The following is a 23992-nucleotide window of genomic DNA, read 5'->3' on the forward strand; positions in this document are numbered from 1 at the left end:
CCTTACTGCGCGTTCTTTAACGCCTTTGCCTTCTCAAACGCCTCGTCGATGCCGCCGACCAGAAGGAAGGCGCTCTCCGGAAGCTCGTCGCACTCGCCGTTTAAAATCATGCGGAAACCGCGGAGCGTCTCCTTGAGGGAGACATACTTACCCTTGAGGCCCGTAAACTGCTCTGCGACAGAGAAACTCTGCGAGAGGAAGTTCTGGATTTTACGCGCGCGGAATACCGCGACCTTGTCCTCTTCCGAGAGCTCGTCCATACCCATGATGGCAATGATATCCTGCAACTCCTTATAGCGCTGCAGAACCTGCTGCACACCCTTTGCAATGTCATAGTGCTCCTGGCCCACAACTTCCGGCGTCAGGATGCGGCTCGTCGAATCCAGGGGATCCACAGCCGGGTAAATACCCTTACTTGCAATGTCGCGCGAAAGGACCGTCGTCGCGTCCAAGTGCGTGAAGGTGGTCGCAGGTGCCGGGTCCGTCAAGTCATCGGCCGGGACGTAAACTGCCTGCACCGACGTGATGGAACCCTTCTTGGTGGAGGTGATGCGCTCTTGAAGAGCACCCATGTCCGTCGCCAAGGTCGGCTGATAACCGACGGCGGAGGGCATGCGTCCCAGCAGTGCCGAAACCTCGGAACCTGCCTGGGTAAAGCGGAAAATGTTGTCGATGAAGAGAAGCACGTCCTGGTTTCTCTCATCGCGGAAGTACTCCGCCATGGTGAGTCCCGAAAGACCCACGCGCATTCTTGCGCCCGGCGGCTCATTCATCTGTCCGTAGACCAGCGCCGTTTTATCGAGGACGCCGCTCTCCTTCATCTCGCCGTAGAGGTCGTTACCCTCTCTCGTGCGCTCGCCGACACCGGTGAACACCGAGATGCCGCCGTGTGCCGTCGCGACATTATGGATTAACTCCATAATGAGGACGGTTTTACCGACTCCCGCACCGCCGAAGAGACCGATCTTACCGCCCTTTGCGTAGGGGCAGATCAGGTCGACAACCTTGATACCGGTCTCCAGAATCTCGGTCGCCGGGGTCTGCTCTTCAAACGAGGGGGCCGCGCGGTGGATGCTGCGGCGTTCCGCCGTATCCACCGCCGGGCCGTCATCGACCGTCTCACCGAGCAGGTTGAACACGCGGCCGAGGCACGCATCTCCGACCGGCACCGTAATCGGTCCGTTCAAATCGCGCGCGGCCGCGCCGCGCACCAAGCCGTCGGTCGAGCTCATCGCAATGCAGCGAACTGTATCGTCTCCGATCTGCTGCGCTACCTCCGCAATGAGTTTGCCCTCGGGCATATCTACTTCAATCGCATGGAGGAGCGCCGGAAGTTCTCCCTCCGCAAAGCGGACGTCGAGCACAGCGCCCATCACCTGAACGACTTTACCTACATGTTGCTCACTCATCAAAGCTTCTCCTTCATAAGCGCTTAACCGTTGCTCCCCTCCGCACCGCCGACAATCTCCGTGATTTCCTGCGTGATGCTTGCCTGACGCGCGCGGTTATAGTAGAGGCTCAGTTTGTCAATCATCTCAGCCGCATTGTCCGTCGCCGCCTCCATGGCCGTGCGGCGCGCTGCGTACTCACTCGCGAGCGAACTCGACACGGCACTGTAGAGGAGACCCGCAAGGTACTCCGGCACAATCGCGTCGTAGACTTCCTCCGCACTCGGCTCGTAGAGGATCAAATTCTGAGCCTGCTTTTTCTCTTCTCCCTCTTTGCCGCGAATCTCGCAGACCTCACTCTTGAAGTCCGCAATCGGCAACATGGTGGAAGAGCCGGGCTCCTGCTTCATCAACGAGACAAAGCTTGTGTAGAAGAGCGAAACATGTCCGAACTCTCCCTCACGAAATTTTCTGCAGAGCATTCTTGCAAGTGCGAAGCAGTCCGAAATGCGTACCGATGCAACCGGTATGTTCTCTGTCTCTACCCGTTCCAGCTTTTTCTGCGAGACGTAGTCCTGGGCCTTTTTTCCGAGCGGGAGCACGGAAAAATTCTTCCCCTTGCTCTCCGCTTCAAACGCGCGGAACAAATTCGCATTGTATCCGCCCGCCATGCCGCGGTCACCCGCAATCAGAATATAGCAGTGGCGCTCACTCTTATTTTCGCGCGCGTAGACACTGGTATAGTCCGTGTTCTCGGCGGCAATGTTGATGAGCGTCTGTCTGAGACTCGAGAAGTAAGGTGCGCTTGCCTCCGCCTTCTCCTTGGCTCTCCGCAGTTTCGAAGATGCGACCAATTCCATCGCCTTCGTAATCTGCATGGTGTTCTGGATACTCTTAATCCGGAGTTTGACGGACTTCATATTTGCTGCAGCCATCGTCTCCTCCTATTAAGCCTGTGCCGTACTCGTCTGTCTTCTCTGCAAAAATTCCTCGGTGCAACGCTGAAGCGCTGCTTTCAGACGCGCTTCAGCGTCTTCGCTGTAAGCGCCTGTCTTGCGTATCTCTTCCATGACGGAGACAGCATCCGGATCTCTGTCGAGGAAGCGATAGAGATCCTCCTCGAATTCCCGAATGTCTTCGACCGGAATCGGAAGCAAAATGTTATTGACGACCGCATAGAGAATCGCAACCTGCTTCTCAACGGAAACCGGTGCCGACTTGCCCTGCTTTAAGACTTCCACAATGCGCTCGCCCTGCGCGAGACGCGCCTTGGTATCCGCATCGAGATCGGAACCGAACTGCGCGAAACTCTGCAACTCGCGGTACTGCGAGTAGATGAGCTTCAGGGTGCCCGCGACCTTCTTCATCGCCTTGACCTGCGCGTTTCCGCCGACACGCGACACCGAAATACCCGGGTTGACAGCCGGCATAACGCCGCTGTGGAAGAGCTCGGTCTCAAGGAAAATCTGACCGTCGGTAATCGAAATGACGTTGGTCGGAATGTAGGCAGAGACATCGCCCGCCTGGGTCTCGATAATCGGCAGCGCCGTCATCGAACCCGCTCCCTTCTCTGCGGAGAGCTTTGCCGCACGCTCCAGGAGTCTCGAGTGCAGGTAGAAGACATCGCCCGGGTACGCCTCACGGCCTGGCGGACGCCGAATCAGAAGCGAAATCGCGCGGTATGCCACCGCGTGCTTCGAAAGATCGTCATAGACAATCAGCACGTGCTGACCGCGGTTCATGAAGAACTCACCCATCGCACAGCCCGCATAGGGTGCGAGATACTGCAGCGGGCTCGGCTCCGAAGCCGTTGCCGCAACCACAATCGTGTAGTCCATCGCACCGGCTTCCTTAAGCGTATTCACAAGTCCCGTGACCGTGGAGCGCTTCTGGCCGATTGCAACATAGATACAAATGACATCCTTGCCCTTTTGGTTCAGGATGGTGTCGAGCGCGATCGTCGTCTTACCCGTCTGACGGTCGCCGATGATCAGCTCACGCTGTCCTCTTCCGATCGGAATCATCGAGTCGATTGCCTTGATACCCGTCTGCATGGGTTCCTTGACCGGCTGGCGATCGATGATGCCCGGTGCCGGGCTCTCGACCGCGCGATACTCCTGACTTGCGATCGGGCCCGCTCCGTCAATCGGCTGACCGATTGCGTTCACGACGCGGCCAAGCAAAGCCTCGCCGACCGGAACCGAGACCACGCGCCCCGTGCGCTTAACGGTCTGTCCCTCCTGAATACCGACGTCCGAGCCGAACAAAACCGCCGAGACGCTGTTTTCCTCCAGATTCTGTGCCATACCGAAGCTGCCATCCTGAAACTCAAGAAGCTCGCCGGACATGCAATTTGTAAGGCCGGAAACTCTCGAAATACCGTCTCCGACCGTGAGCACCGTCCCGGTTTCGTTCTGAATGATGGCGTTCTCGTAGTATTTGATCTGGCTTCGAATGACCTCAGAGATCTTTTCTGACTTTAATTCCATTCTATGCCCACCTTTTTACAGTACTATCTCTTCCACTTTTTTGCGAATGGCGAGAAGTCGACCCGCAACACTGCCGTCCAAGGTCTTGCCGTCCATCTCGACCACCATGCCGCCGAGCAGACTTGCATCAATCCGCTCTTTGAGTACCACTTGCTTTCCGCTCTGCTTTTCCAGCGCTTCCTTCAGTTTGCCGCGCTCCGCCTCTTCGAGCGGTACCGCCGTACGGACCAGCGCCTCGGCAATGTTATGCGCTTTGTTAAAGCGCTGTTCGTAGGCGCGGCACATGCCGGCATACTGAAACAGCAGCCCTCTCTCGGTAATGAGCTTTAAGAAATTCAGGAGATAAGGCTTAAGCTCGGCCCGAAACGCCTGGTCCAAAAGTTCCAAGCGCTTCTCCTTCGGAATACTCGGCTCGGAGAGCAGCGCGGCATACTGCGGATTTTCCCGCAATAAATGCTGTACGCCCTGCATCTCTTCGAGCAAGTCTCTCTCCTGCTTCTCCTCCGCGGCGAGATCGTAGAGACTGCCGCCGTAGAGCTCAGCCACGCGCATCATGACGCATCCTCAACCTTCTGCAGGAAGTCGTCAATCAGTGCGCGGTAATCCGACTCGTGAATTTCACGCTCGACCACACGGCCCGCAATGTCCATTGCGAGTCCGCCGATTTCATCCTTCGCCTCGTTCAGCGCGCGCTTTCTCTCCTGGCGGATATCATTCTCCGCTTTCGCCTTCAGCGACTGCGCCTCTGTTCTCGCGTTTGCAAGCAGCTCATCCGCCTGCTGGGATGCATCCTGTTTTGCGCGTTCCAAAATGCTTGCCGCCTCTTCGCGTGCGCGCGCCATATTCTCCGTATACTCTGCCTTGACAGCCTCTGCCTCCGCCTTTTCCTGTTCTGCGGCCCGGATGTTTTGATCCGCGCGCTTCTGGCGCTCCTCAAGGATGCGCTTCACCGGCTGAAACAAAAACTTCTTCATCAGAAATATCTGAATGAAGAGATTCAGGATGGTCAGAACAAAGGTCGAAGGCACGATGGTTACCAGTGCCTGTGTATCCATCTTAACCCTCCCGACTTACTTCAGGAAATTCATGAACATGCCCGGTGCCACGAAGATAAGAAGCAGGCCGGTAACGAAACCGTAAATACCCGTGGTCTCCGCAATTGCGCAACCGAGGAGCATGGTGCTCGTCACATCGCCCTTGCACTCCGGCTGACGGCCGATTGCCTCCAGCGCCTTTGCAACCGCATTACCCTCACCGATACCGGGGCCGACACCGGCAATCAGCGCGCAACCCGCACCGATTCCGCAACCCATGAGCGCGATACCTCTTGCAAGAAACTGAAAATCTGTCATGACTCTATCCTCCTAAATGTTGGTGATTGCAAAGCCGCCTTAACCTTCGGACGCATTCGCAATGTACATAATGGTGAGCATTGTAAAAATGAAAGCCTGCATGATGCCGGAAAACCAGTCGAAATAAAACGACATAATTGCCGGAAGTCCGACCGCGAGAATCGGAATGCCGGAGAGGAAATCTCCGACCGCACCCGGAATCAGTCCGAACAGCGCTGCCGAAGCGACACCGAGCGCCGCGTAAATCAGACCGTTGATGACCACGCCCGAGAGCACGTTGCCGAAGTGACGGCAAGCCATACTGATCGGTGTCGCAATCTCCGAGAGAATGTTAAACGGTGTCATTACCGGAATCGGCGTTGTAAAGCCCTTCAGATAACCGAGCAGTCCACCCGCCTTAATCTTGTTTGCCGTAATCATCGTGAATACGGTCAAAGCCCAAGCAGCCTCAACCGAAAGATCGGCCGTCGGGCTTCTGAGCCCCACCAGGCTGATCAGGTTTGACACCACGCTCGTCGCAAACAGCGCACCGACGAACGGAATCAGGTAGTCGAACTTGGTGCCGCCTGTGTTGTTCCGCACCAAGTTCTCCGCACTCTCCACAATCAGTTCCGCGAGGGCCTGTCTCTTCCCGATGTGCTCCACCTTCAAACCGCGGGTCAGGAAAATACAAAGTCCCGTGATAATCAGCATGACCAACCAGGAAATGACCACCGTCTCCGAAACAACAATGTCTCCGAGTATCGGCAAATGGGTCGGAATGCGAAAGAAAATCTTTGCGCCGGAAATATCAAAGTTCATACCTTAGATCTCACCCCCTTGCTTTGCTTCTGTTTCCTCTTTTTTCGGAAAAAAACCTTGCAAGCGCACGAAAAGGCCCGGAAAGAACAGGGGCAGTATACCCGCAATCGGGTGAACGAAGGGCACGGCAACCGCGACAATCATCCACACAATCTGCATGGTATTGCGATTCACATAGGATTTCTGCATGAAACGCTTCGCCTCTTTGGGATCCTCCAAGCCCGCAACATGCTGCACCGTAAGTCCCATCAAAAAGAAGTTCAGAACACTCACTGCTGCGCCGAGCAGCGCAGAGACAACCGTGCCGAGAGAAAAACCGAACTTCCCCGGAAACACAAGATGCAGGGCAAACAAGATTCCCAGCATAAGCGCCGTCATAATCGCCACGCCGAGTGCCACTTTTTCGGTCTCGCGCCGAACAGCCTTCTGTATCTTCATAGCCCTCCTCTTCTGTTTTCAGCGGTGTTCATTGCTCGCAACCCGCGTCTCTTTTTCCTCTTCTTCCCGCTTTGTCCGCTCCGTAACCTGCCGATAGAGCTTCCATGCCGTTGTAAAGGATGCACCGAGGCCGAAAAAGAAACCCGGAATGTATACCCATTCACCGACATGCCCGGCCGAAACCAGACGATGGCACAAAAAAAGGCATAAAAGAAGCGGCGCCGCGAGAGAAAGACCGAACTGACTTAAGAGCAAAAGGTTTTGCATAATCTCAGAACGATGCTTCATTTTCTTGCCTCTCTCTACAACACCGGAACACTGGAATACCAATTTATTTTTATCACTCGCGAGGAACTTTGTCAAGGTAATACTGCCCAAGCTCTCCCGACCATAAACTTCTCTTTTTTGTAAGTCTGTCACAAAAGATAGCTTATATGGCGCTTATCTTCCGAAAGCGCTGGACATTTCCTCCGCCATGCGCAAAGATTGCATGAGTACAACCGTTTCGGAGGATTTTGATGAAGAGCGTCAAAGAAATTTCGCGCGATATTGCATTTTATTCGAAAGGACATATGCGCGAGTTGGATCGTTTGCTCCGCGTCTGGGGCTTTGCGCGGGAAATTGCGGACGGCGAACCGTTGAGCCGCCGGGAGCGCTATGCGCTTGAAGTCGCGGCTTTAACCCATAATATCGCCTACCCGCTGTGCCGCGAAACATACGGCAGCGAGGACCCCGCGCTTCAGGCACGGGAGGGAGCTGCTTTGGTGCGTGATTTCCTGCGGGATGCCGACATGCCCGCGGAACAACTGGAGCGCATTGTCTATCTGGTTTCCCGGCACCACAGCGAGGAGCCCGCGGAAGATCCGGACCTGCAAATTCTGCTGGAAGCCGTTTACATTGCGTCCGTTCGCGAAAAACACATACCGCGCGCCGAGGTCAAAACGGCGATGAAAACGTTGTTTCGAACAAAAAGCGGAATTGCGGAAGCAAAATTGATACTGGGACTCTGAGCCTCCGCGATTTGTCGCCACCCGCATAGCGGGTGGTTTTTTAAGACAGCCTGTTTCACAGAAGATAAGAACCCCGCAGCGCTTGATTTTACCAGCGTTGCGGGGTTCTTTACCAACTCTTTTTGTCCTATCGCTCTGTAACTCACTCAGTCCCCGAGGACATTGCGAATGGCGCGCGGGGTTCTGTAGTTCCAACTCGAAATCTTAATACCGGAACGGCGGCTCGCCGCATTGACAATCTGACCGTTGCCGATGTATATGCCGACATGGTTAATCGTTCCGCGCGAGTTCGAGTAAAAGACCAAATCGCCCGGTCGCATCTCGCTCTCCGAGACCTTCTTGCCCATCTGTGCCTGCGCGCCCGAGTAGTGGGGAAGGGAGACGCCGTAGCGCTCCATAATCTTCATGGTAAAGCCGGAACAGTCGGCACCGTGCTCCAAGCTCGTTCCGCCCCAGACGTAGGGATTGCCGAGGAACTGCAGCGAATAGTTGACCAGCTGCTGACGGCGCGACAGGGAAGCCTGTTCCGCCTCTTCCTGCGGGCTGAAATGAATCGCCTCATTCAATGCATAGCGGACTTCGACGTACTCGCTCTTCACGAAGACATCATCGCCCTCCTCGAGTTCCAGTTTGACCCAGCCGTCCAGCTGCTCCACAACGGGATAGCGCTCACTGTTGTTGATCTGGGTCCAAATCGCGCTGTCCTCCTTCGGCTCGGCGCGCGCATTCAAAACATCGGTGTGCACAATGGCCATCAAAGAGGCGTTCTGCATGGCCTCCTCCTTGGCCTGTTCCCCGGTCGCAATATACTCCGCCTTCACATAACCTGTGATACCGCCCGACTTGATTTTCAGCCAGCCGTTCGCAGTCTCCAGGACATCGCAACCCGCCTTGGAAGTCAGTTTGCCTATGATCTTACCGTCCTCTTTCGGCTCCTCGCGTATGTTCAGATACCCAGTAACCTCGGAGACGCCGAGATTGTCGTACATATTGAGCACCATGGCGCGAAGATCCTGTTTCCGCGCCTCGTTCAGACAATCCTGAATCTCCACGTAATCCTCGCTGATATAGCCTGAGCGCGTCTGCACAAAGCCGTCCTGCTCGCCGAGCACCTCGTAGCGCTCATTCTGCAGGGCAGTGCCCACGCTGTCCGCATCCTTGCTCGGTGCGGAGCGTATGTTCAGTTTATCGGCCTTCACAATCGCGCGACGTTTTACATTCTGCAGCGCGAGTGCCTTGGCCTCGTCTCCGGTCTTCACATAGTCACTGTGCACATAGCCCTCAAAACCGCCCGAAGAGATGTGATACCAACCGTCTTCGGTCTTATCGAGTATCTCGCAGGCGGAGCCGCCGAAGAGCTTCCCGTTCACATCGCTCTTCTGTGATCCCTCCTTGTGCATGTTGAGATACCCCTCGACATTGACAATGCCCAGGTTATGATAGCTGTCCACCACCGTGCGCGCGTTTGCCTCGAGTTCCGCCGCGCGGGATTCTTCCGGCGACAGCGTAGCCTCAATGGTCTGCACCGCCTCCGCGTTGCTCGGCGTATTTATCGCGCCGCGCCGCGCCGCTTTGCCGCCTCGCCCCTGCACAAAGGCAGCGGTTCCGCACACCAAAAGAACTGCGCCGAGTCCCGCCGCAGTCTTCTGTAAAGTGGTGAAGGCGCGCCGTCTTTTCCGCCGTTGCGGCGAAAGGCCGGCACCCAGATTTTTTCTCGGATTGTTGTTCATAGCGCTTCCCTCCAGACGAAAGCGCCTCTATTATAACCCGAGACCCCTGCCCTGTCTGTAAAAAAACTGTGAACCATATTTAGGCATCCAAAAGCCCCCGGAAACGAAGGTAGGTCTTCACCAGTTCCGCCGTCTGGGGGATGGTGAGCTTCGTCGTGTTAAGCGGCAAGTCGTAGAGCATGGGGTCGCCCCAGTTGTTGCCGGTATAGTAGCGGCAGTAATCCCGACGCTGCCGGTTGATTTTCTGGATGCGACTCATGGCTTCCTCGGCATCCACAGCATCCACTTCCATGACGCGTCTCACTTTGCTCGCCATGTCGCAGTACACAAAGAGGCTCACAAACTCCCCGAACTCGGTCGCATCGAGCACAAAATCCGCGCTCCGGCCGATGAAAATGCAGGAACCCCGATCCGCCATCTTTCGTATGGCCTCCGCCTCGAAGCGGAAGAGATTGTCCGGGTTTGTGATGTTGCCCGCGACGCGGGGTTTTCCGATTACATCCCGCGCCTGTCCGAAGAGACTTTTGCCGGGTTTCTCATCATGAAGGCGGAAATACTTCTCTCCCACCGCCGCATACTCGGAGGCGGTGCGGATAATTTCATCGTCATAGTAGGGAATGCCTAGCTCCTCCGAGAGTGCCTTGCCGAGCAGACGTCCGCCGCTTCCGTACTCCCGTTCAATCGTAATGACAAGATGCTGTTTCATGGTCATTTCCTCCTGTTAATTTATGCTTAGATGCCGTTGCCGTTCCGGTAGAACCAGCGCTTTGCTATCTCGGCTGTCAGCATATAGCATACCACAACCAGGCCAAGAGCTGCGAGCAAAGAAGCGGGCAGCGGCACCAAGCCTAGCAGCGCGCCGAGCGGCGTGTAGGGTAAGGCGATTGCCGCTAAAATCGACAAGACGGTCGCAAAGCAAAGTCCCTTGCCCACACGACTTTGAAAGAAGGGCTTGGACGTCCGGATAATCAATACGACGAGTGCGGCAGAGACCACCGACTCGACAAACCAACCGCTTCGAAAGAGCGCCGCATCCGCACGGAAAACGCGAAGCAAGACAAAGAAGGTCAGATAGTCAAACGTGGAACTGATCAAACCGAAGAGCAGCATGAAACGACGTATCATGCGGAAGTCCCAGCGTATCGGGCGGCTTATCCACTCCGCATCCACCACGTCGTCCGCAATCTGTACCTCGGGCATATCGGTCAACACATTTGTGCTGAGAATCTGTTTCGGTAGGAGCGGCAAAAAGGGCAGAATCAGCGAAATTCCCGCCATACTGAACATATTGCCGAAGTTTGCGCTCGTCGTCATAAAGATATATTTGAGCGTGTTCGCGAAGGTCTTTCTGCCCTCCCGTATCCCCGCGAGCAGCACGCCGAGATCTTGCTCGAGAAGAACGATGGAGGCCGCGCTCTTTGCGATATCGCTCGCGCTCTCCACCGAAATGCCGACATCCGCGGCGTGGAGAGCCGGCGCATCATTGATGCCGTCTCCCATGTAGCCGACAACCGCACCGGCCTCCTTCAGCGCGAGTATGATTGCCTCCTTCTGCCCGGGATCCACCTCCGCAAAGAGTTCGGCTTCACGGACCCGCGCCTTTAATTCGTCCTTGGAGAGAGCGGCGATTTCGCTGCCCGTCATGATTTGTTTCGCGTCCATATCAAGCTGTCCAGCAATGTTTGCCGCAATCAACGCATTGTCGCCCGTGATAATTTTGAGGCTCACGCCCTCTTGCCGAATCGCAGCTACCGTTTCGCGTACGTTATCCTTTAAGGGGTCAAGGAAGAGCAACATGCCTCGGAACATGAGTCCGCAATCCTTTGCCGTTGCGGCATCCTCATCGGCGGAGAGAATACGGGTCGCAAGGCCGATTGCGCGGTAGCCGAGTCCCGCATAGTGTGCATACCCGGCTTCGATTTCATTCCGCATCTCGTCGAGCGGTACTTCCCGCCCCGCTGCGTTCATGGCAGAGACCGATCTCGCGAGAATCTCTTCGAGCGCGCCCTTTGTAATCATGACGCGATTGCCGTGAAACAGAGAGTTCTCGGGCGTGTCTACCGTCACCGTCAGGCAGCGACTCTCAAAGCTGTAGGGAATCTCAGCGACTTTTCGATAAGCGTCGATGGGGCGCTCCCTTCTTGTCAGCGCATCGTCGAGCGGATTCCGATAGCCCTCCTGCAATTTCGCATTTAAATAGGCTGCGAGCAACAGACTCTCTCGGGCGACCGCGAGTGCCTCCGGCAGTGCGCTGTCTTCCGAAATTTTATCCTGCAAGCCTTCTCCCGCCGTGACCGCTCCCGAGAGCGCTGCCTCGCCCCGCGTGATGGTTCCCGTTTTATCGGAGCAGAGCACATCCATGCTGCCGAAGTTCTCAATTGCATTGAGTTTCCGGACAATGACCTTCTGCTCTGCCATGCGCTTTGCGCCCTTTGCGAGATTGATGCTGATAATCGCCGGCAACAGCTGCGGCGTCAGTCCGACCGAGAGCGCCAGTGCGAACATAAAGGAGTCAAACAGCGGCTTCTTCATCAGGACATTGAAGAGGAAAATGGCCGCGAGCATTACCGCTGTGATGCGAATCAGAAACGCGCCGAATTTCCGCACGCCACGCTCAAAGTCGGTCGGCGTCTCCTTGCTCTGCACGCTCTTCGAAATTTTTCCGAACTCGCTCTCCGCCGCCGTGTGCACGACGACCGCTCTTCCGGACCCCGCCTTAATGCCGGTCCCCATGTAGAGGCAGTTGCTGCGTTTCGCGAGCACAGTCGCAACGTCGAGCGCACCGGCGTGTTTCTCCGCCGGAAAAGTCTCGCCGGTCAGTGCGCTCTCGTTTGCCGTTAGACCGCTCGCTTCGAGGAGGTAGCAGTCCGCCGGCACAAGATCGCCGACCCGGAGTAAGATCACATCGCCGCGGACAAGTTCCTCCGCCGAAATTTCCCGCTCTTTACCATCCCGGCATACCGTCACTTTGTCGCCGACCACTTTTAAAAGTTCCTCGACCGCAACGCCCGCGCGGTACTCCTGGAAAAAGCTGAGCACTGCCGAAAAGAGGACAATCGCGAAAATAATCAATGCATCCGTCGTATCCTGCATCAAAAACGAGACGGCGGTCGCAAAGAGTAAGAGCAGTGTGACCGGGCTCTCAAACTGTCTGAGGAAAACCCGGAGCGGGCTTTCCCCTCTTCCCTTTGAAAGGCGGTTTTTGCCATCGGCCTCCAGTCGTTTTTCCGCTTCTGTTGCGGAGAGACCCGACGCAGCGGTCGAGAGCCCCTCTAACACAGCGTCTGCCTGCAAACTCCAAAATTCGGTTTTCATTCCAACGCCCCTCTTTCCTTCCGAATAAACTCGATTCCGATTCCGGCCCTCAGAACATAACCATCAAAATCGGTACCGTGATAAAGATACCCAAGGTGGACAGTACCGAACCGATGGCCGCGTACTGTTCGTCCGCGCCGTAGGCACCCGCCATGACCGTGATTTGCGAGACCGAGGGCAGCGCCGCCTCAATGAGGAAGACTTTCTGCGGAAGACCCGTAATTCCGAGGGCACGGGTCACCAGGATCGAAACCAACGGGGCAAACAGCAGTCTAAGCACCAGCATGGCCGGAATGCCGCGTTCAAGGCGCAGGCTCTTTTTCCCGAGCTCATAGATCACAAAGCCGCAGTAAAACAGCGCGAGCGGCGTTACTGTTGCACTCACATAGTTCATGAAACTCATCGCAATGCGCGGCAGGCGGATGTCTGCGAGTAACAGCACATAGGCCGCAATGATGCCGAGTATCGGCGGCTTTGTGAACAGCGAGACCAACAAATTCTGTTTCTTCTCCTTCTGTTCCGCCGCATCTCCGGAATGCTCCACCAACATCAAAGCAACCGTCTGGGTGAAGACGGTCGAACACATGTAGTAAAGCATCACATAGGGCAAGCTGACATCGCCGAACAGTTCCTGTGCCATGGGCAAGCCGATAAACAGAGTGTTCGAGAGAAAGGCGAGCGCCACAAAGACACCGCTTCTCCGCTTGGGAAGCTTCAGAGCCTTTGCAACCAGCATGGAGACCGCGAGACAGATGAGAATGGTAAGCAAGGGCACCAGCAGTAACGGCCCCATTTCGAGCATGTCCGCGCGCTTCAAATTCTTCTGGATACCGACGATCGTATTGAGCGGCACCGCAATATTGATGACATAACGACTCACAAACTTTTTCTCGGTCGCCGTCATAAATTTGAGTTTTCCCAGTAAGAAGCCAACCGCCATCAGGCTGAAAATCACAAAAACCGCCGACACCGCGTTTAAAAACTCTCCCAAGCAAACCTCCTTCTCTTTGCCAATACAAAAGGGGAGAGGCTGTGTTCCTCCTCTCCCCCTTCAAAACCCTCAAATCACTTATTCTTCGTCCCAGCTGTGGAACACCGCCTGGACATCATCGTCCTCATCGAGCAGGTCCAGAATGCGCTGCATCTTCTTCCGATCCTCTTCGCTCTTTAAGCTGACCCAGTTCTGCGGAATCATCTTGACATCCGCCTCGAGCATGGCAATTCCCTTTTGCTCAAAGGCCTCGCGCACCGCGGAAAACTGATCCGGGTCGGTCAAAACTTCGTAGCTGTCCTCATTGTCCGCGAAATCCTCTGCGCCCGCATCGAGTGCAAACATCATGAGCTCGTCCGCGTCCATATTGCACTCTTCCTTATCAATCAGAATCTGACCCTTGCGATCAAACATGAAAGAGACGCAACCCGGCGTACCGACGTTACCGTTTCCCTTTGAAAAAGCCGCGCGCACATTTGCCGCCGTTCGGTTCTTGTTGTCCGTCAAGGTCTCAACGATGATGGCAACGCCGGACGGACCGTAGCCCTCGTAAACGTTCTGCTCATAGTTCACGCTGTCAAGGCCGCCCGCTGCCTTCTTGATTCCGTTATTGATGGTATCGTTCGGGACATTGTTTGCCTTCGCCTTTGCGATGACATCTCTGAGCTTCGAGTTATTGGAAGGATCCGGGCCGCCCTCTTTGACTGCAACCGCAATCTCTCTTCCGATGACGGTGAAAATCTTGCCCTTTGCGGCGTCATTTTTTTCTTTCTTGTGCTTGATATTCGCAAACTTGGAATGTCCTGACATACCAAAAACTCCTTCTGTTCTATTCTGCGCGGCGCACGCTGCGCCGTTTTTACCGTCCCATACTAACACGCGAAAAAACGCGCGTCAACCGACGCGCGTTTCACAAAATCAATATACCGTGGTGGTGAAGGGCGACTCCACGCCGCCTACACGCTTGCCGGTCTCCTCGTCAAAGGTGCCGCTCGCACCGTGGTTGCGCTTTACATTGGTCGGGCTGTAGGTCTTATCTCCCGACGCTTTGACCGCCGCAATGGTCGCCGCCGTCGAGTACACGCGGCGAATCTGTCCGTAGGTAATCCACTGTCCGTCCGCATTCACCTGATAGCCGTCCGGCGTCGTGGTGTCGGTCAGCAGCCATCCGTCGTTGTCGAAGTAATAGCACTCAGAGATGCCGTCTTTGTTTCCGTCGAGCCAGAGCCAGGTGTTCGAAGGATACTGCCCGTTCCCATAGTCATACCACCAGGAGTCGGGACGACTCTCGCCGAGTCTCCAGGTTCCCGCAAATGCCGTAAAGCTCAGCGCAAGTGTCAGCGCCACCGACGCTACCGCTAATTTCGCAATCTTCATAACCGGTTCCCCCTTTTCTGTCGAACTTTCTTGTTCCTATCATACCGATAACTTAAATTTCTGTAAAGAGATTCCGACGTTGAAAGCAAAAACGACTGAAAAATGTAAGATTTACTCCTCTTCTTGCCACTCAACTTTTACGGTTTTGATCATTCTGTCCTCCGCTTTCAGGATTTGGAACAGAAAACCGTGGGCGCGTATGCTTGCCCTCTCATTGTCCTCCGGGAAATGGTTGAGCTTTGCGATCAAAAAGCCGTTCAGGGTATCGAAATTCTCCCTCTCCTCTTCGGTAAACGGTATTCCGCTCGCCTCTTCCGCATCCGTCAGACGGGTGAAGCCGTGCATAATCCAAGTTCCGTCCGGGAGCGCTCGAATTTCATCCTCATCGCGGTCATACTCATCCGTGATGTTACCGACAATTTCTTCGAGGATATCCTCCATACTGACCAGCCCGTCGGTCTGCCCGTATTCGTCTACCACAATGACCATCTGGAGTTTTCGAAACTGCATCTCGCGGAACAAGAGGTCAACGGCCCGCGTATCCGGTACAAAGTGGACATCGCGAAGCAGCCCCGGCAACTCCGAGATTTTCTTGTCGCGCCGCGCCTCCGTGCGCGAAAAATGCATGGCGTCGCGCAGCGTCAGTATGCCGATGATGTGGTCTATGTCATCCCTGTACACGGGAAAACGTGAGTGCACGTTTTCGTCGAGAAGAAACTCGACCGCCTCTCCGAGTGTCATCTCTCCGTCCAGGGCGATGACGCGCTTTCGATGTGTCATCACATCCGCCGCTGTCTTATCGTTCAGGCGAAAGATGTTGGTGATCATCTGTGCCTCATCGGACTCCACGACTCCCTGCTCATGCCCCTCGTTTACCATGGACATAATGTCCTCTTCGGTGACATTTTCCCCGGCCTGTTCGGGTTCGATGCCGCAAAATTTCAGAACCAAGGTAACCAGCTTGAGTACCAGCCACTCCGGCACGGCGAGCACCAGCATGAAAGCGCGCACCGCAAAAAGCGCTCTCTGTGCTGCCTTCTCCGGATTCCGTTCCGCGAGTCGCTTCGGCAAGAGGGTGCCGAACGCGGTGAAAATCATGGCCGCGAGTCCGTAGACCAAGACAGCCGAAAAAGCATACGCCTGCGGCAGGCCTTTCAAGAAAACACGCTCGGAAAGCGCCTTCACAAGCGGCAAGAGACAAAAACCGCCGACCGAGAAGCCCAGCAGTATCGTGAGCAACTGGAGACTGCGGATGAAGGCCCCCGGCCTTCCCTTATGTCGCAACAACTGCCCGGCGCGTTTATCGCCCGCTTCCAATCGCGCGGCAAGTTCCTTTTCGCTCAGATTTTGCAGGGCGGCTCCGAAGGAAAAGGCTGTGCCGCAAAGCCATAGTGCAGGTAGAAAGCCGAGTATACTCGGCAACAGACTGTCCAAAAAAACTCCTCTCTCCGCCTCAGCTATCGATGCGGGGCACTCTTTGATTCAGACAACATAAGATTTCGTAGTGAAAGCGGCCCGAGCGCTCTGCCAGCTCTTCGAGGGTGATACAGGCTTCACCGTCCCGTCCGAGCAGCGTGACGGGCGAACCGGTTCTCGCTTCCGGCACCGCGCTCACATCCGCCATGAGCTGATCCATGCAGACGCGCCCCAGAATGCGACAGCGCTTCCCGTGAATCAGGACCTCTCCCTTGTTACTGAGCGCTCTCGGATAGCCGTCTCCGTAGCCGATCGATACCGTGGCAACCCGCATGGGGCGCTCCGCGACAAAGGTGCCGCCGTAGCTGACGGCCCCGCCGGCGGGAAGCTCTTTGACATAAGTCACGGTACTGTGCAGGGACAGAACCGGTTCCAAGGCCAAAGGATGTGCCATTTCCGTCGCGGGATAGATGCCGTAAATCGAAATACCTGCCCGCATCATATCATACTCTGTGCCGCGCAGATTCAAAATACCCGCGGAATTTGCAATGTGGCAGATGCGGGGTGAAAGTCCCCTCTCCCGCAGTGCTTTGCGGAAATCGCGAAAGCGCTGTTCTTGCAGTTCCGTAGTCTCCTGAGACCACTCGTCCGCGCGGTAAAAATGGGTAAACATGCCCTCAAAATCCAGGTTTGAAAACGCTGCAATGCGCCCCGCAAGCCGAACACCCTCCGCATCCGGTTTTAGTCCGATGCGATGCATGCCGGTATCCACCGCGAGGTGAAAGGCAGCCTTGCGACCAAGTTTCTCCGCCGCCTTTGACAAAGCCTCTGCCTGTTCTTCCGTAAAAATCGAAGGGCGAATCTCCGCCCGAACCAAGTCCTCGTAGTCCGCATCAAAAACGGGTCCCAAGACTAAAACGGGCTTCTCGATACCGTGCTTTCGAAGCCCGAGAGCTTCCTCCGCAGTTGCCACACAGAAAAAGCTGACATAGGGCGCGATGGTATCCGCGACCAAGGCTGCGCCGTGCCCGTAGGCATCCGCCTTGACAACGCCGGCAATTCGGATTCCCTCGGGCAAGCTGTCCCGCATGGCCTCCATATTGTGACGGAGCGCCGCACGGCTGATTTTTGCGTAGACACGCATCTGTTCTCTATCCTGCCGTTCCAAATCCGCTCACCTCCCTTTCAATTGATTGAATGCGGCGGCACGCATGACGCTCGGAACCGCATCGGCGATATCGCGCGCCAAAATCCCGTGGAGCGAGTAGCGCTCCGCGGCCGCCTGCCCCGCTCTGCCGTGCAGATAGGCACCGAAGGCCGCCGCCTCTCCCGGCTTCATCCCGAGACAGAGGAGACCGGCAATGATACCGCTCAACACATCGCCGCTCCCGGCCTTTGCGAGCGCAGGGCTGCCGCTCTCGTTTCGATAAGTCTTTCCGCTCTCCGCATCCGCTATGATACTCTCATCTGTCTTGAGACAGAGCGTAACACCGTAGTTTTCACGATAATTCTCCGCAATTTTACGCGTTTCACAGAGTATCTCCGGAATTTCATGCTCCGTGAGCCTGGACATCTCACCGGGATGCGGCGTAAAAATCCAGGGACTTTTTCGGAGCGACAAGAGAGACGGACGCCGCGCAATCAGATTCAGAGCATCCGCATCCGCAATGAGCGGAACTCTGCAGTGCCGAAGCGTCTCTCTCACGAGTGCCGCCGCATACTCCGACTGCCCGAGCCCCGGTCCTAAGACCACTGCCTTGCAAGATGCAAGCAAGGCCTCCAAATGACTGAGGGACAGCGGCAAATGCTGCCCTCGTTCCGTCACCTTCGGACTTTCTTCCTCCGAGACCGTAATGCCGCCCTTCTGTTGCACCAAAAAAGCCTCACCCGGATTCTCCGCGGCCATGGATGCCGTCTCCAAATCATAGCTTTCCACGATGGCTTCCGGCAACTGTATCTGCAAAATCGAGCGATTCACTTCCGGCGTCAAAATACGCACCAGACCGGCGCCGCTGCGATAGGCGGCGAGCGCGGACAGATAGGCGGCTCCCGCCATTCCTTCACTGCCGGCAATGCAAAGCAGGGGACCGTAAGTCCCCTTGTTGGCTCTCTTCTGTCTCACCGGAATGCGACAGAGATCGCTATCTTCCAGAACCAAGACCCCGTCTGTCTCCTGTCTCATGACTTCCTCCCGCCTACGAAAGGCGTTCCAGGACTGCGACTGCCATGGCGTGCGTCTTTGTGTTGCTGATACTCACCAGCGGAAGTGCCGCACCGAGCGCTTCGCACTGCGCGGCGGCGGCTCCCGTAAGGCTTACATAGGGCTTGCCGAGCCTATCTCGCAACACTTCGATTTCCGCAGGCGTAATTCCCCGGAAACCGGTCCCGAAACTCTTCACGACAGCCTCTTTCACAGCAAAACAGCCGGCGAGAAAAGCCATGTTTCCCCCCGACTGCCGCCGCTCTTCCTCTGTGAACACCCGCGTCAGAAAATGCTCCTGTCGCGCCGCCCTCTCTATGCGAGCAATCTCGATCAGATCGCTTCCGAGTCCCAGTATCAAGCTTCCTCCGTTTTTTGCAGTTTTCGCCGCGCCGCAATCATGCGGTACGAAAGCTGCATCAGGCTCTCCGAGAGGTGCACATTCTCAACGAGCACATCCTCATCCACCTGAAGATCCGTGTGTGCAAAATTCCAAATTGCCTTAATGCCGCAGCGGCAAAGCCGCTTGGCAACCTCAATGGCGCGGTCCCTGGGGAGTGTCAAGGTCGCAATGTCAATGGCATTCTTTTCGAGATACGCTTCCAGATAGTCCAAGGGAAATACCTGCGCACCTTGAATGGTTCTGCCGACCACCTCGGGATCGATATCAAAAAGTGCCTTCACCTGAAAGCCGCGCTTGGTAAAATTCTGATAATTTGCGAGCGCCTGTCCCAGGTGGCCGGCGCCGATGATGACAATATATTTTTGCTGATCGATGCCGAGCAGCTTCCCGATTTCGGCATGTAAATGCTCCACATGATAGCCGTATCCCTGCTGTCCGAAACCGCCGAAGGTATTCAAATCCTGACGAATCTGCGAAGCCGTGACATGCATGCGCGCCGCAAGATCGCTCGAGGAGATGCGGTCCACGTTCTCCTCCATGAGATCCGAGAGATATCGATAGTAGCGTGGCAGACGTTGAATGACCGCCGAGGATACTTTGTCCTTCAAACTTTCACTTCCTACTTTCTTACGTCTTTAAACCAAGTTGTTGTATTGCGCTTAGTTTGTAAGTATAGGGATTTTTCTCTGCCTTGTCAATCCAACGGCATTTCGATATACTACAGCGGAGTATGCTTTGTAAAAGCTTAAGAAAACGGAGTGCTTATGATATTGAATGCCGCGCATTTAAAAAAGAGTTTTGTGGGGGAGACCGTCATAGAAGATGCCTCCTTTTTTCTGAACGAACACGATAAGGCGGCGATTGTCGGCCCGAACGGCGCCGGAAAGAGTACGCTCTTAAATCTACTGACCGGAGAACTTGCTCGGGACGGCGGTGAAGTCACGCTGAAAAAAGGCTGCAGCATGGGCTATCTTCACCAAGATAACACACTTGACTCCGAGCTCACAATCGAAGAAGAGCTCACCAAAGTCATTCAGCCCATTCTGGACCTGGAGACGCGGCTCGCCGAACTGCAGGCGGAAATGAAACACAGCGAGGGGGCAGACCTTGAAAAATTGCTCGCGCTGTACACGGAGACCGAGCACCGCTACGAGCTCATGGACGGCTATGCGGCGCGAAGCCGGGTGAGCGGCATTATTCGCGGTCTCGGCTTCGGTGAGGTCGATGCCGGACGACCGCTCTCTTCGCTCTCCGGCGGACAGAAAACCCGTGTATTTCTCGGTAAACTTTTATTGGAACAGCCCGACTTAATTCTGCTTGACGAGCCGACCAACCACCTGGACCTTGAGAGCATCGAATGGCTTGAGAGTTATCTCATGAATTATCCGGGCGCTGTTTTAATTGTCTCGCATGACCGCTTCTTTTTGGATCGTGTTGTCAATAAGATCTTTGATTTGAGTCACGGCCGCGTCAACACCTATGAGGGCAACTACACGCAATTCACCGAAAAGAAGGAGGCGCTCGCCGAGGCTGCCGCTCGCGCTTACGAAAACCAGCAGGCGGAAATCAAGCATCAGGAGGCGGTTATTCAAAAGCTCCGTTCCTTTAACCGCGAAAAATCTATTAAACGCGCCGAGAGCCGCGAGAAGCTGCTCGACAAGGTGGAGCGTCTTGACAATCCCTATGAGAGCAAAAAGGACATGGGGCTTTTTTTTACGCCGGATGAGGTCAGCGGTAAGGATGTACTTGAAGTACAGGGACTCAGCAAGGCCTTCGGCGACAACCTACTCTTTTCGGACCTCAATTTCTCCTTAAAGCGCGGCGAGCATGTCGCAATTATGGGCGGAAACGGTACCGGCAAGACCACGCTGCTTAAAATCATCAACGGCTTGCTTCCGCCGGACAGCGGCTCCGTGACGCTGGGCACCAAGGTGTTCTGCTCCTACTACGATCAGGAGCACCAGGTGCTGCATCCGGAAAAAACCCTCTTTGAAGAGCTGCAGGACACTTGGCCCGATATGAACAACACCGAGGTCCGCAACATGCTTGCGGCCTTCCTCTTCACCGGGGATGATGTCTTTAAACGCATCAAGGATCTCTCGGGCGGCGAGCGCGGCCGCGTCTCACTGGCAAAGCTCATGCTCTCCCACGCGAACTTTTTGCTCCTCGACGAGCCGACCAACCACCTCGACATGGAAAGTAAGGAGATTCTGGAGCGCGCCATCCGCGCCTTCCCCGGCACAGTGCTCTACGTGTCCCATGACCGCTACTTCATCAACCGCACTGCGACCCGCATTTTGAATCTGACCTCCGGCTGCCTTGTGAACTACATCGGCAACTACGACTACTACCTCGAGAAAAAAGCCGATGCCGAGCGCGCCGCGCTCCCCGCGAGCGCCGTCGCGGCGAAGGGGGAAGAAAACGAGAGTCCCTCTACAAGTGCCGAGGACTATAAGACACAGAAGGCGCAAAAGGCCGCGGAGAAAAAGCGCCGCGCCGAACTCGAGGCCTTAGAACAGCGCATTGCCGAACTTGAGGACACGCTCCGCGGCATTGAAGAGGAATTTCTGCTCCCCGAAAATCAGAGGGATGCCGCCGCTCTCCTCGCGATTCAAAAGCGAAAGGACAGCGCGGAAGAAGAACTCGCAGACTGCTATGAGCGCTGGGAAACGCTTGCAGACTGAGAACCGTTGAAGGAGATACTGTGATGAAACGTGTATTCAGCTTTGCCCTGGCCCTTTTTTTGATTCTCATACTGCTTGCAACCCTCATTGTGGGGCTCTTCGGCGGTCCCGACCGCGCCCCCCTGCTCCGCGCTCTTATCTTTATGGACATCACGATACCGGTCGTAATCTACGGCTTTTTGCTGATCACGCGTCACACAAGACGCTGACAAAAACCACTCATACCCTCCTTTTCAGGCTAAGAGGACAAAAAGGACGACAGATAACTCTGTCGTCCTTTTTGTCCTCAGTTTCCGGTCTAGGCTCCGCTCGCATCGACGGTATAGCCATCCGGCGTCCTCTCGTCGCAATACATGACGCCGAACTTTTTCCCATACGCGCCCCAGCTGAAGCAGTACCATTTGCCGTTGATTTCATGCCAATCCGTCAAAATCGAACCGTTTTCCGGATCCAAGTAATACCAAGTGCCGTCCGATGAATCGAGCAACCAACCCGTCTTCAAGTAGCCGTTTGCATCAAAATAGAAGCGTCCCTCGCTAATGCCGTCAGAGTCGGGAAGAAATACCCATCCGTTTCTCGGATAAGCGCCGTCCTTGTCTTTTGCTTTAAAATTGCCACCCTCAAGTAAAATGGGCTGTTCGGGATGCGGACTACTATCATTTGGCTGCTCTTTACGCATTTATAATCCAGTTGGCTGCTCGCTCTCTTGCCTGAATAAACGCAGAATAAATGCCCTCCCGATTGATCAGCTCGCTGTGTTTTCCCGCTTGCACTAATTTACCGTCATCAATCACCAAGATCTGATCGGCTTTTCTCACGGTAGTAAGTCTGTGCGCTATGGAAATCACTGTATGTCCTTTGGACAATTCCTCGATAGCCGCTAAAATCTCATGTTCATTTTCGGGATCAACGGAACTGGTCGCTTCATCCAAAAGAATAATCGAAGCATTTTTAAGTAATGCTCTGGCAATCGAAATCCGTTGCTTTTCTCCGCCGGAAAGGGAGTTTCCCCCCTCGCCTACCATGGTGTTATATCCCTCGGAAAGTTCCATGATGAAATTGTGGCAGCGCGCTTTTTTTGCGGCCTCCACTACTTCCTCGCGACTTGCATGCGGATTTGCAAAACGGATATTATTTTCTATGGTATCCCGGAAAAGATACACGTCCTGAAAAACGAGGGAAAGATTTTTAAGTAAACTCTCCACTTTATAATCTCGTAGATCCCTATTTCCCAATTTGATTGTACCGCTGTCCACATCGTAAAAACGGGATATCAAATTGATAATGGTCGTTTTTCCGGAACCGGAGGGTCCTACAATGGCTGTCTTTGACCCCTGCGGAATCGTAAATGACAGGTCTTTTAAGACCGGTTTTCTTTTGTCGTAGCTAAAGCTCACCTTGTCAAAGACAATATCTTGATTTTCCACGGTTTCCAAAGTACCGTCACTTATCTCGGGAATATCCAAAACCTCATCCAAATATTGCATATTGGCAGGATTTTTCACCATCAGAATTGCCGCATTTTCAAGCTGCTTTAGACCGCCGAAAATCATAAATCCGGCCGCCGAAACGGTGAGCGCCTGAGGTAATAAGACTTCGCCTTTTGTATAGAGATAGCAGGAAAACAAGGTAACAAGCAAGCTCGATAGATTGATAACAGTAGAAAAAATTCTCGCATAGACAACAAAAACCATCTCAAAATGTACTTGAGAAAGCCTGAGCTCCTCAGAAGAATTCTTCAATTTGGAATGCACTTCTTCCACAACTCCGGCATCCGCAAGCGGAAAACTGCGGAGTACGGGAATACCGCTGATGCTGTCAACGAGGGCGTCTCCAACTTTGGTAATTGCAGCGTGTTCCCGAGCTATCTCTTTCTTTGCTTGATTTACCATAAGAATTACACAGAGCCAAATAAGAGCTAAGCAAATTAGAGTTAAAATTCCGATTTTAAAATTTATACCAAACATACCTATCAAAAGGAAAAAAGATATTGAAATACCGGAAACAGTAAAGTCTATACTCATTGATGAGTAGTTTTCAAGACTTTTCATGACATTGGTAAAAGCTGACATGATTCTTGAAAGACTCTGTTCTGCAAAGTATCCCATAGGAGCTTTTTTTAGCCTTTCACCGACTGCAAGTCGGTAATCCTTGAAAATACCAAAGAAAACACCATCGCTGAGACTGCTTTTCGCCCACCCCGTCAGAAAATTGAAAAGGAAGGAAGCAAACAACACGCCGAAAATCGTCCGAATATGCTTCCCGGTAGTCTCATTCATCCAACCAAATGCAAGGAAGAGCGCGCAAAAGCCAAACAATATGGACGCATTTTGCAGAAAAATAAGGAACACTCCCGCCCTGAGGCGATTTTTATAGCGCCCTGCCATTTTAAATGACA

Annotated in this window: 25 protein-coding genes; 3 read left to right on the forward strand and 22 right to left on the reverse strand. The window is 54.5% G+C overall.

Annotated features, from left to right (window positions below; genetic code table 11):
• Positions 1-2: 2 nt before the first annotated feature.
• The 9 genes from atpD to QU660_RS05425 are packed head-to-tail and all read right to left on the reverse strand — an operon-like array spanning position 3 to position 6756.
• Positions 3-1409 (reverse strand): F0F1 ATP synthase subunit beta, encoded by a 1407-nt coding sequence (gene atpD, locus QU660_RS05385; protein ID WP_304945521.1) that lies wholly within the window; start codon positions 1407-1409, stop codon positions 3-5.
• Positions 1410-1432: 23 nt separating this feature from the next.
• A complete protein-coding gene (atpG, locus tag QU660_RS05390) occupies positions 1433-2323 on the reverse strand; it encodes an ATP synthase F1 subunit gamma (RefSeq protein ID WP_304945522.1) in 891 nt (296 codons plus the stop codon).
• Positions 2324-2335: 12 nt separating this feature from the next.
• Positions 2336-3877 carry a F0F1 ATP synthase subunit alpha gene (gene atpA, locus QU660_RS05395; protein WP_304945523.1) on the reverse strand — a complete coding sequence of 514 codons (1542 nt, stop codon included), beginning with the start codon at positions 3875-3877 and terminating at the stop codon, positions 2336-2338.
• Positions 3878-3892: 15 nt separating this feature from the next.
• Positions 3893-4432, reverse strand: a complete 540-nt coding sequence (atpH, locus tag QU660_RS05400; protein ID WP_304945524.1) for an ATP synthase F1 subunit delta — start codon at positions 4430-4432, stop codon at positions 3893-3895.
• The gene (gene atpF / locus QU660_RS05405) at positions 4429-4932 is read right to left on the reverse strand and encodes a F0F1 ATP synthase subunit B (protein ID WP_304945525.1); all 504 of its coding nucleotides are present in this window, start codon (positions 4930-4932) and stop codon (positions 4429-4431) included. Before atpF ends, atpH begins: the two co-directional genes overlap by 4 nt.
• Before the next feature lie 15 nt (positions 4933-4947).
• The gene (gene atpE / locus QU660_RS05410; RefSeq protein ID WP_304945526.1) at positions 4948-5229 is read right to left on the reverse strand and encodes an ATP synthase F0 subunit C; all 282 of its coding nucleotides are present in this window, start codon (positions 5227-5229) and stop codon (positions 4948-4950) included.
• 39 nt (positions 5230-5268) lie between these two features.
• A complete protein-coding gene (locus QU660_RS05415) occupies positions 5269-6030 on the reverse strand; it encodes a F0F1 ATP synthase subunit A (RefSeq protein ID WP_304945527.1) in 762 nt (253 codons plus the stop codon).
• Between the two features lie 3 nt (positions 6031-6033).
• Positions 6034-6468 carry an ATP synthase subunit I gene (locus tag QU660_RS05420; protein WP_304945528.1) on the reverse strand — a complete coding sequence of 145 codons (435 nt, stop codon included), beginning with the start codon at positions 6466-6468 and terminating at the stop codon, positions 6034-6036.
• Between the two features lie 18 nt (positions 6469-6486).
• On the reverse strand, positions 6487-6756 hold the full coding sequence (locus tag QU660_RS05425) for an AtpZ/AtpI family protein (RefSeq protein WP_304945529.1): 270 nt from the start codon (positions 6754-6756) through the stop codon (positions 6487-6489).
• Positions 6757-6986: 230 nt separating this feature from the next.
• On the opposite strand from QU660_RS05425, the gene QU660_RS05430 reads away from it, so the two are divergent.
• The gene (locus QU660_RS05430; RefSeq protein ID WP_304945530.1) at positions 6987-7478 is read left to right on the forward strand and encodes an HD domain-containing protein; all 492 of its coding nucleotides are present in this window, start codon (positions 6987-6989) and stop codon (positions 7476-7478) included.
• 146 nt (positions 7479-7624) lie between these two features.
• Here the strand turns inward: QU660_RS05430 and QU660_RS05435 are convergent, their stop codons facing one another.
• The 11 genes from QU660_RS05435 to QU660_RS05485 all read right to left on the reverse strand — a co-directional run bounded on the left by QU660_RS05435 (position 7625) and on the right by QU660_RS05485 (position 19518).
• Positions 7625-9208, reverse strand: a complete 1584-nt coding sequence (locus tag QU660_RS05435; protein WP_304945531.1) for a C40 family peptidase — start codon at positions 9206-9208, stop codon at positions 7625-7627.
• A 79-nt stretch (positions 9209-9287) separates the two neighbouring features.
• Positions 9288-9914 carry a cytidylate kinase-like family protein gene (locus tag QU660_RS05440; protein ID WP_304945532.1) on the reverse strand — a complete coding sequence of 209 codons (627 nt, stop codon included), beginning with the start codon at positions 9912-9914 and terminating at the stop codon, positions 9288-9290.
• Between the two features lie 26 nt (positions 9915-9940).
• Complete coding sequence (mgtA, locus tag QU660_RS05445) at positions 9941-12523, reverse strand: magnesium-translocating P-type ATPase (protein WP_304945533.1); 2583 nt, start codon at positions 12521-12523, stop codon at positions 9941-9943.
• Between the two features lie 49 nt (positions 12524-12572).
• On the reverse strand, positions 12573-13514 hold the full coding sequence (locus QU660_RS05450) for an AEC family transporter (protein ID WP_304945534.1): 942 nt from the start codon (positions 13512-13514) through the stop codon (positions 12573-12575).
• 78 nt (positions 13515-13592) lie between these two features.
• On the reverse strand, positions 13593-14324 hold the full coding sequence (locus QU660_RS05455; protein WP_304945535.1) for a YebC/PmpR family DNA-binding transcriptional regulator: 732 nt from the start codon (positions 14322-14324) through the stop codon (positions 13593-13595).
• 108 nt (positions 14325-14432) lie between these two features.
• Positions 14433-14891 (reverse strand): hypothetical protein, encoded by a 459-nt coding sequence (locus tag QU660_RS05460; RefSeq protein ID WP_304945536.1) that lies wholly within the window; start codon positions 14889-14891, stop codon positions 14433-14435.
• A gap of 111 nt (positions 14892-15002) precedes the next feature.
• Positions 15003-16325: a hemolysin family protein gene (locus tag QU660_RS05465; protein WP_304945537.1), complete on the reverse strand. Its 1323-nt coding sequence runs from the start codon at positions 16323-16325 to the stop codon at positions 15003-15005.
• A gap of 19 nt (positions 16326-16344) precedes the next feature.
• Positions 16345-17475 (reverse strand): alanine racemase, encoded by a 1131-nt coding sequence (gene alr, locus QU660_RS05470; RefSeq protein WP_304945538.1) that lies wholly within the window; start codon positions 17473-17475, stop codon positions 16345-16347.
• Between the two features lie 6 nt (positions 17476-17481).
• Positions 17482-18489 (reverse strand): NAD(P)H-hydrate dehydratase, encoded by a 1008-nt coding sequence (locus QU660_RS05475; RefSeq protein WP_304945539.1) that lies wholly within the window; start codon positions 18487-18489, stop codon positions 17482-17484.
• A 13-nt stretch (positions 18490-18502) separates the two neighbouring features.
• A complete protein-coding gene (acpS, locus tag QU660_RS05480) occupies positions 18503-18868 on the reverse strand; it encodes a holo-ACP synthase (RefSeq protein WP_304945540.1) in 366 nt (121 codons plus the stop codon).
• Positions 18865-19518 (reverse strand): redox-sensing transcriptional repressor Rex, encoded by a 654-nt coding sequence (locus tag QU660_RS05485; protein WP_304945541.1) that lies wholly within the window; start codon positions 19516-19518, stop codon positions 18865-18867. Before QU660_RS05485 ends, acpS begins: the two co-directional genes overlap by 4 nt.
• Before the next feature lie 156 nt (positions 19519-19674).
• Here QU660_RS05485 and QU660_RS05490 point away from each other — a divergent pair, with 156 nt between their 5' ends.
• Positions 19675-21594 (forward strand): ABC-F family ATP-binding cassette domain-containing protein, encoded by a 1920-nt coding sequence (locus tag QU660_RS05490; RefSeq protein ID WP_304945542.1) that lies wholly within the window; start codon positions 19675-19677, stop codon positions 21592-21594.
• 23 nt (positions 21595-21617) lie between these two features.
• On the forward strand, positions 21618-21803 hold the full coding sequence (locus QU660_RS05495; RefSeq protein WP_304945543.1) for a cell division protein DIVIC: 186 nt from the start codon (positions 21618-21620) through the stop codon (positions 21801-21803).
• Between the two features lie 89 nt (positions 21804-21892).
• On the opposite strand, the gene QU660_RS05500 is transcribed toward QU660_RS05495, so the two are convergent.
• Together QU660_RS05500 and QU660_RS05505 are read right to left on the reverse strand one after the other, a co-directional pair.
• Positions 21893-22273 (reverse strand): hypothetical protein, encoded by a 381-nt coding sequence (locus tag QU660_RS05500; RefSeq protein WP_304945544.1) that lies wholly within the window; start codon positions 22271-22273, stop codon positions 21893-21895.
• Positions 22266-23981, reverse strand: a complete 1716-nt coding sequence (locus QU660_RS05505; protein ID WP_304945545.1) for an ABC transporter ATP-binding protein — start codon at positions 23979-23981, stop codon at positions 22266-22268. Before QU660_RS05505 ends, QU660_RS05500 begins: the two co-directional genes overlap by 8 nt.
• Positions 23982-23992 lie beyond the last annotated feature (11 nt).

The sequence above is a fragment of the Stomatobaculum sp. F0698 genome (assembly GCF_030644385.1).
Classification (GTDB): domain Bacteria; phylum Bacillota; class Clostridia; order Lachnospirales; family Lachnospiraceae; genus Moryella.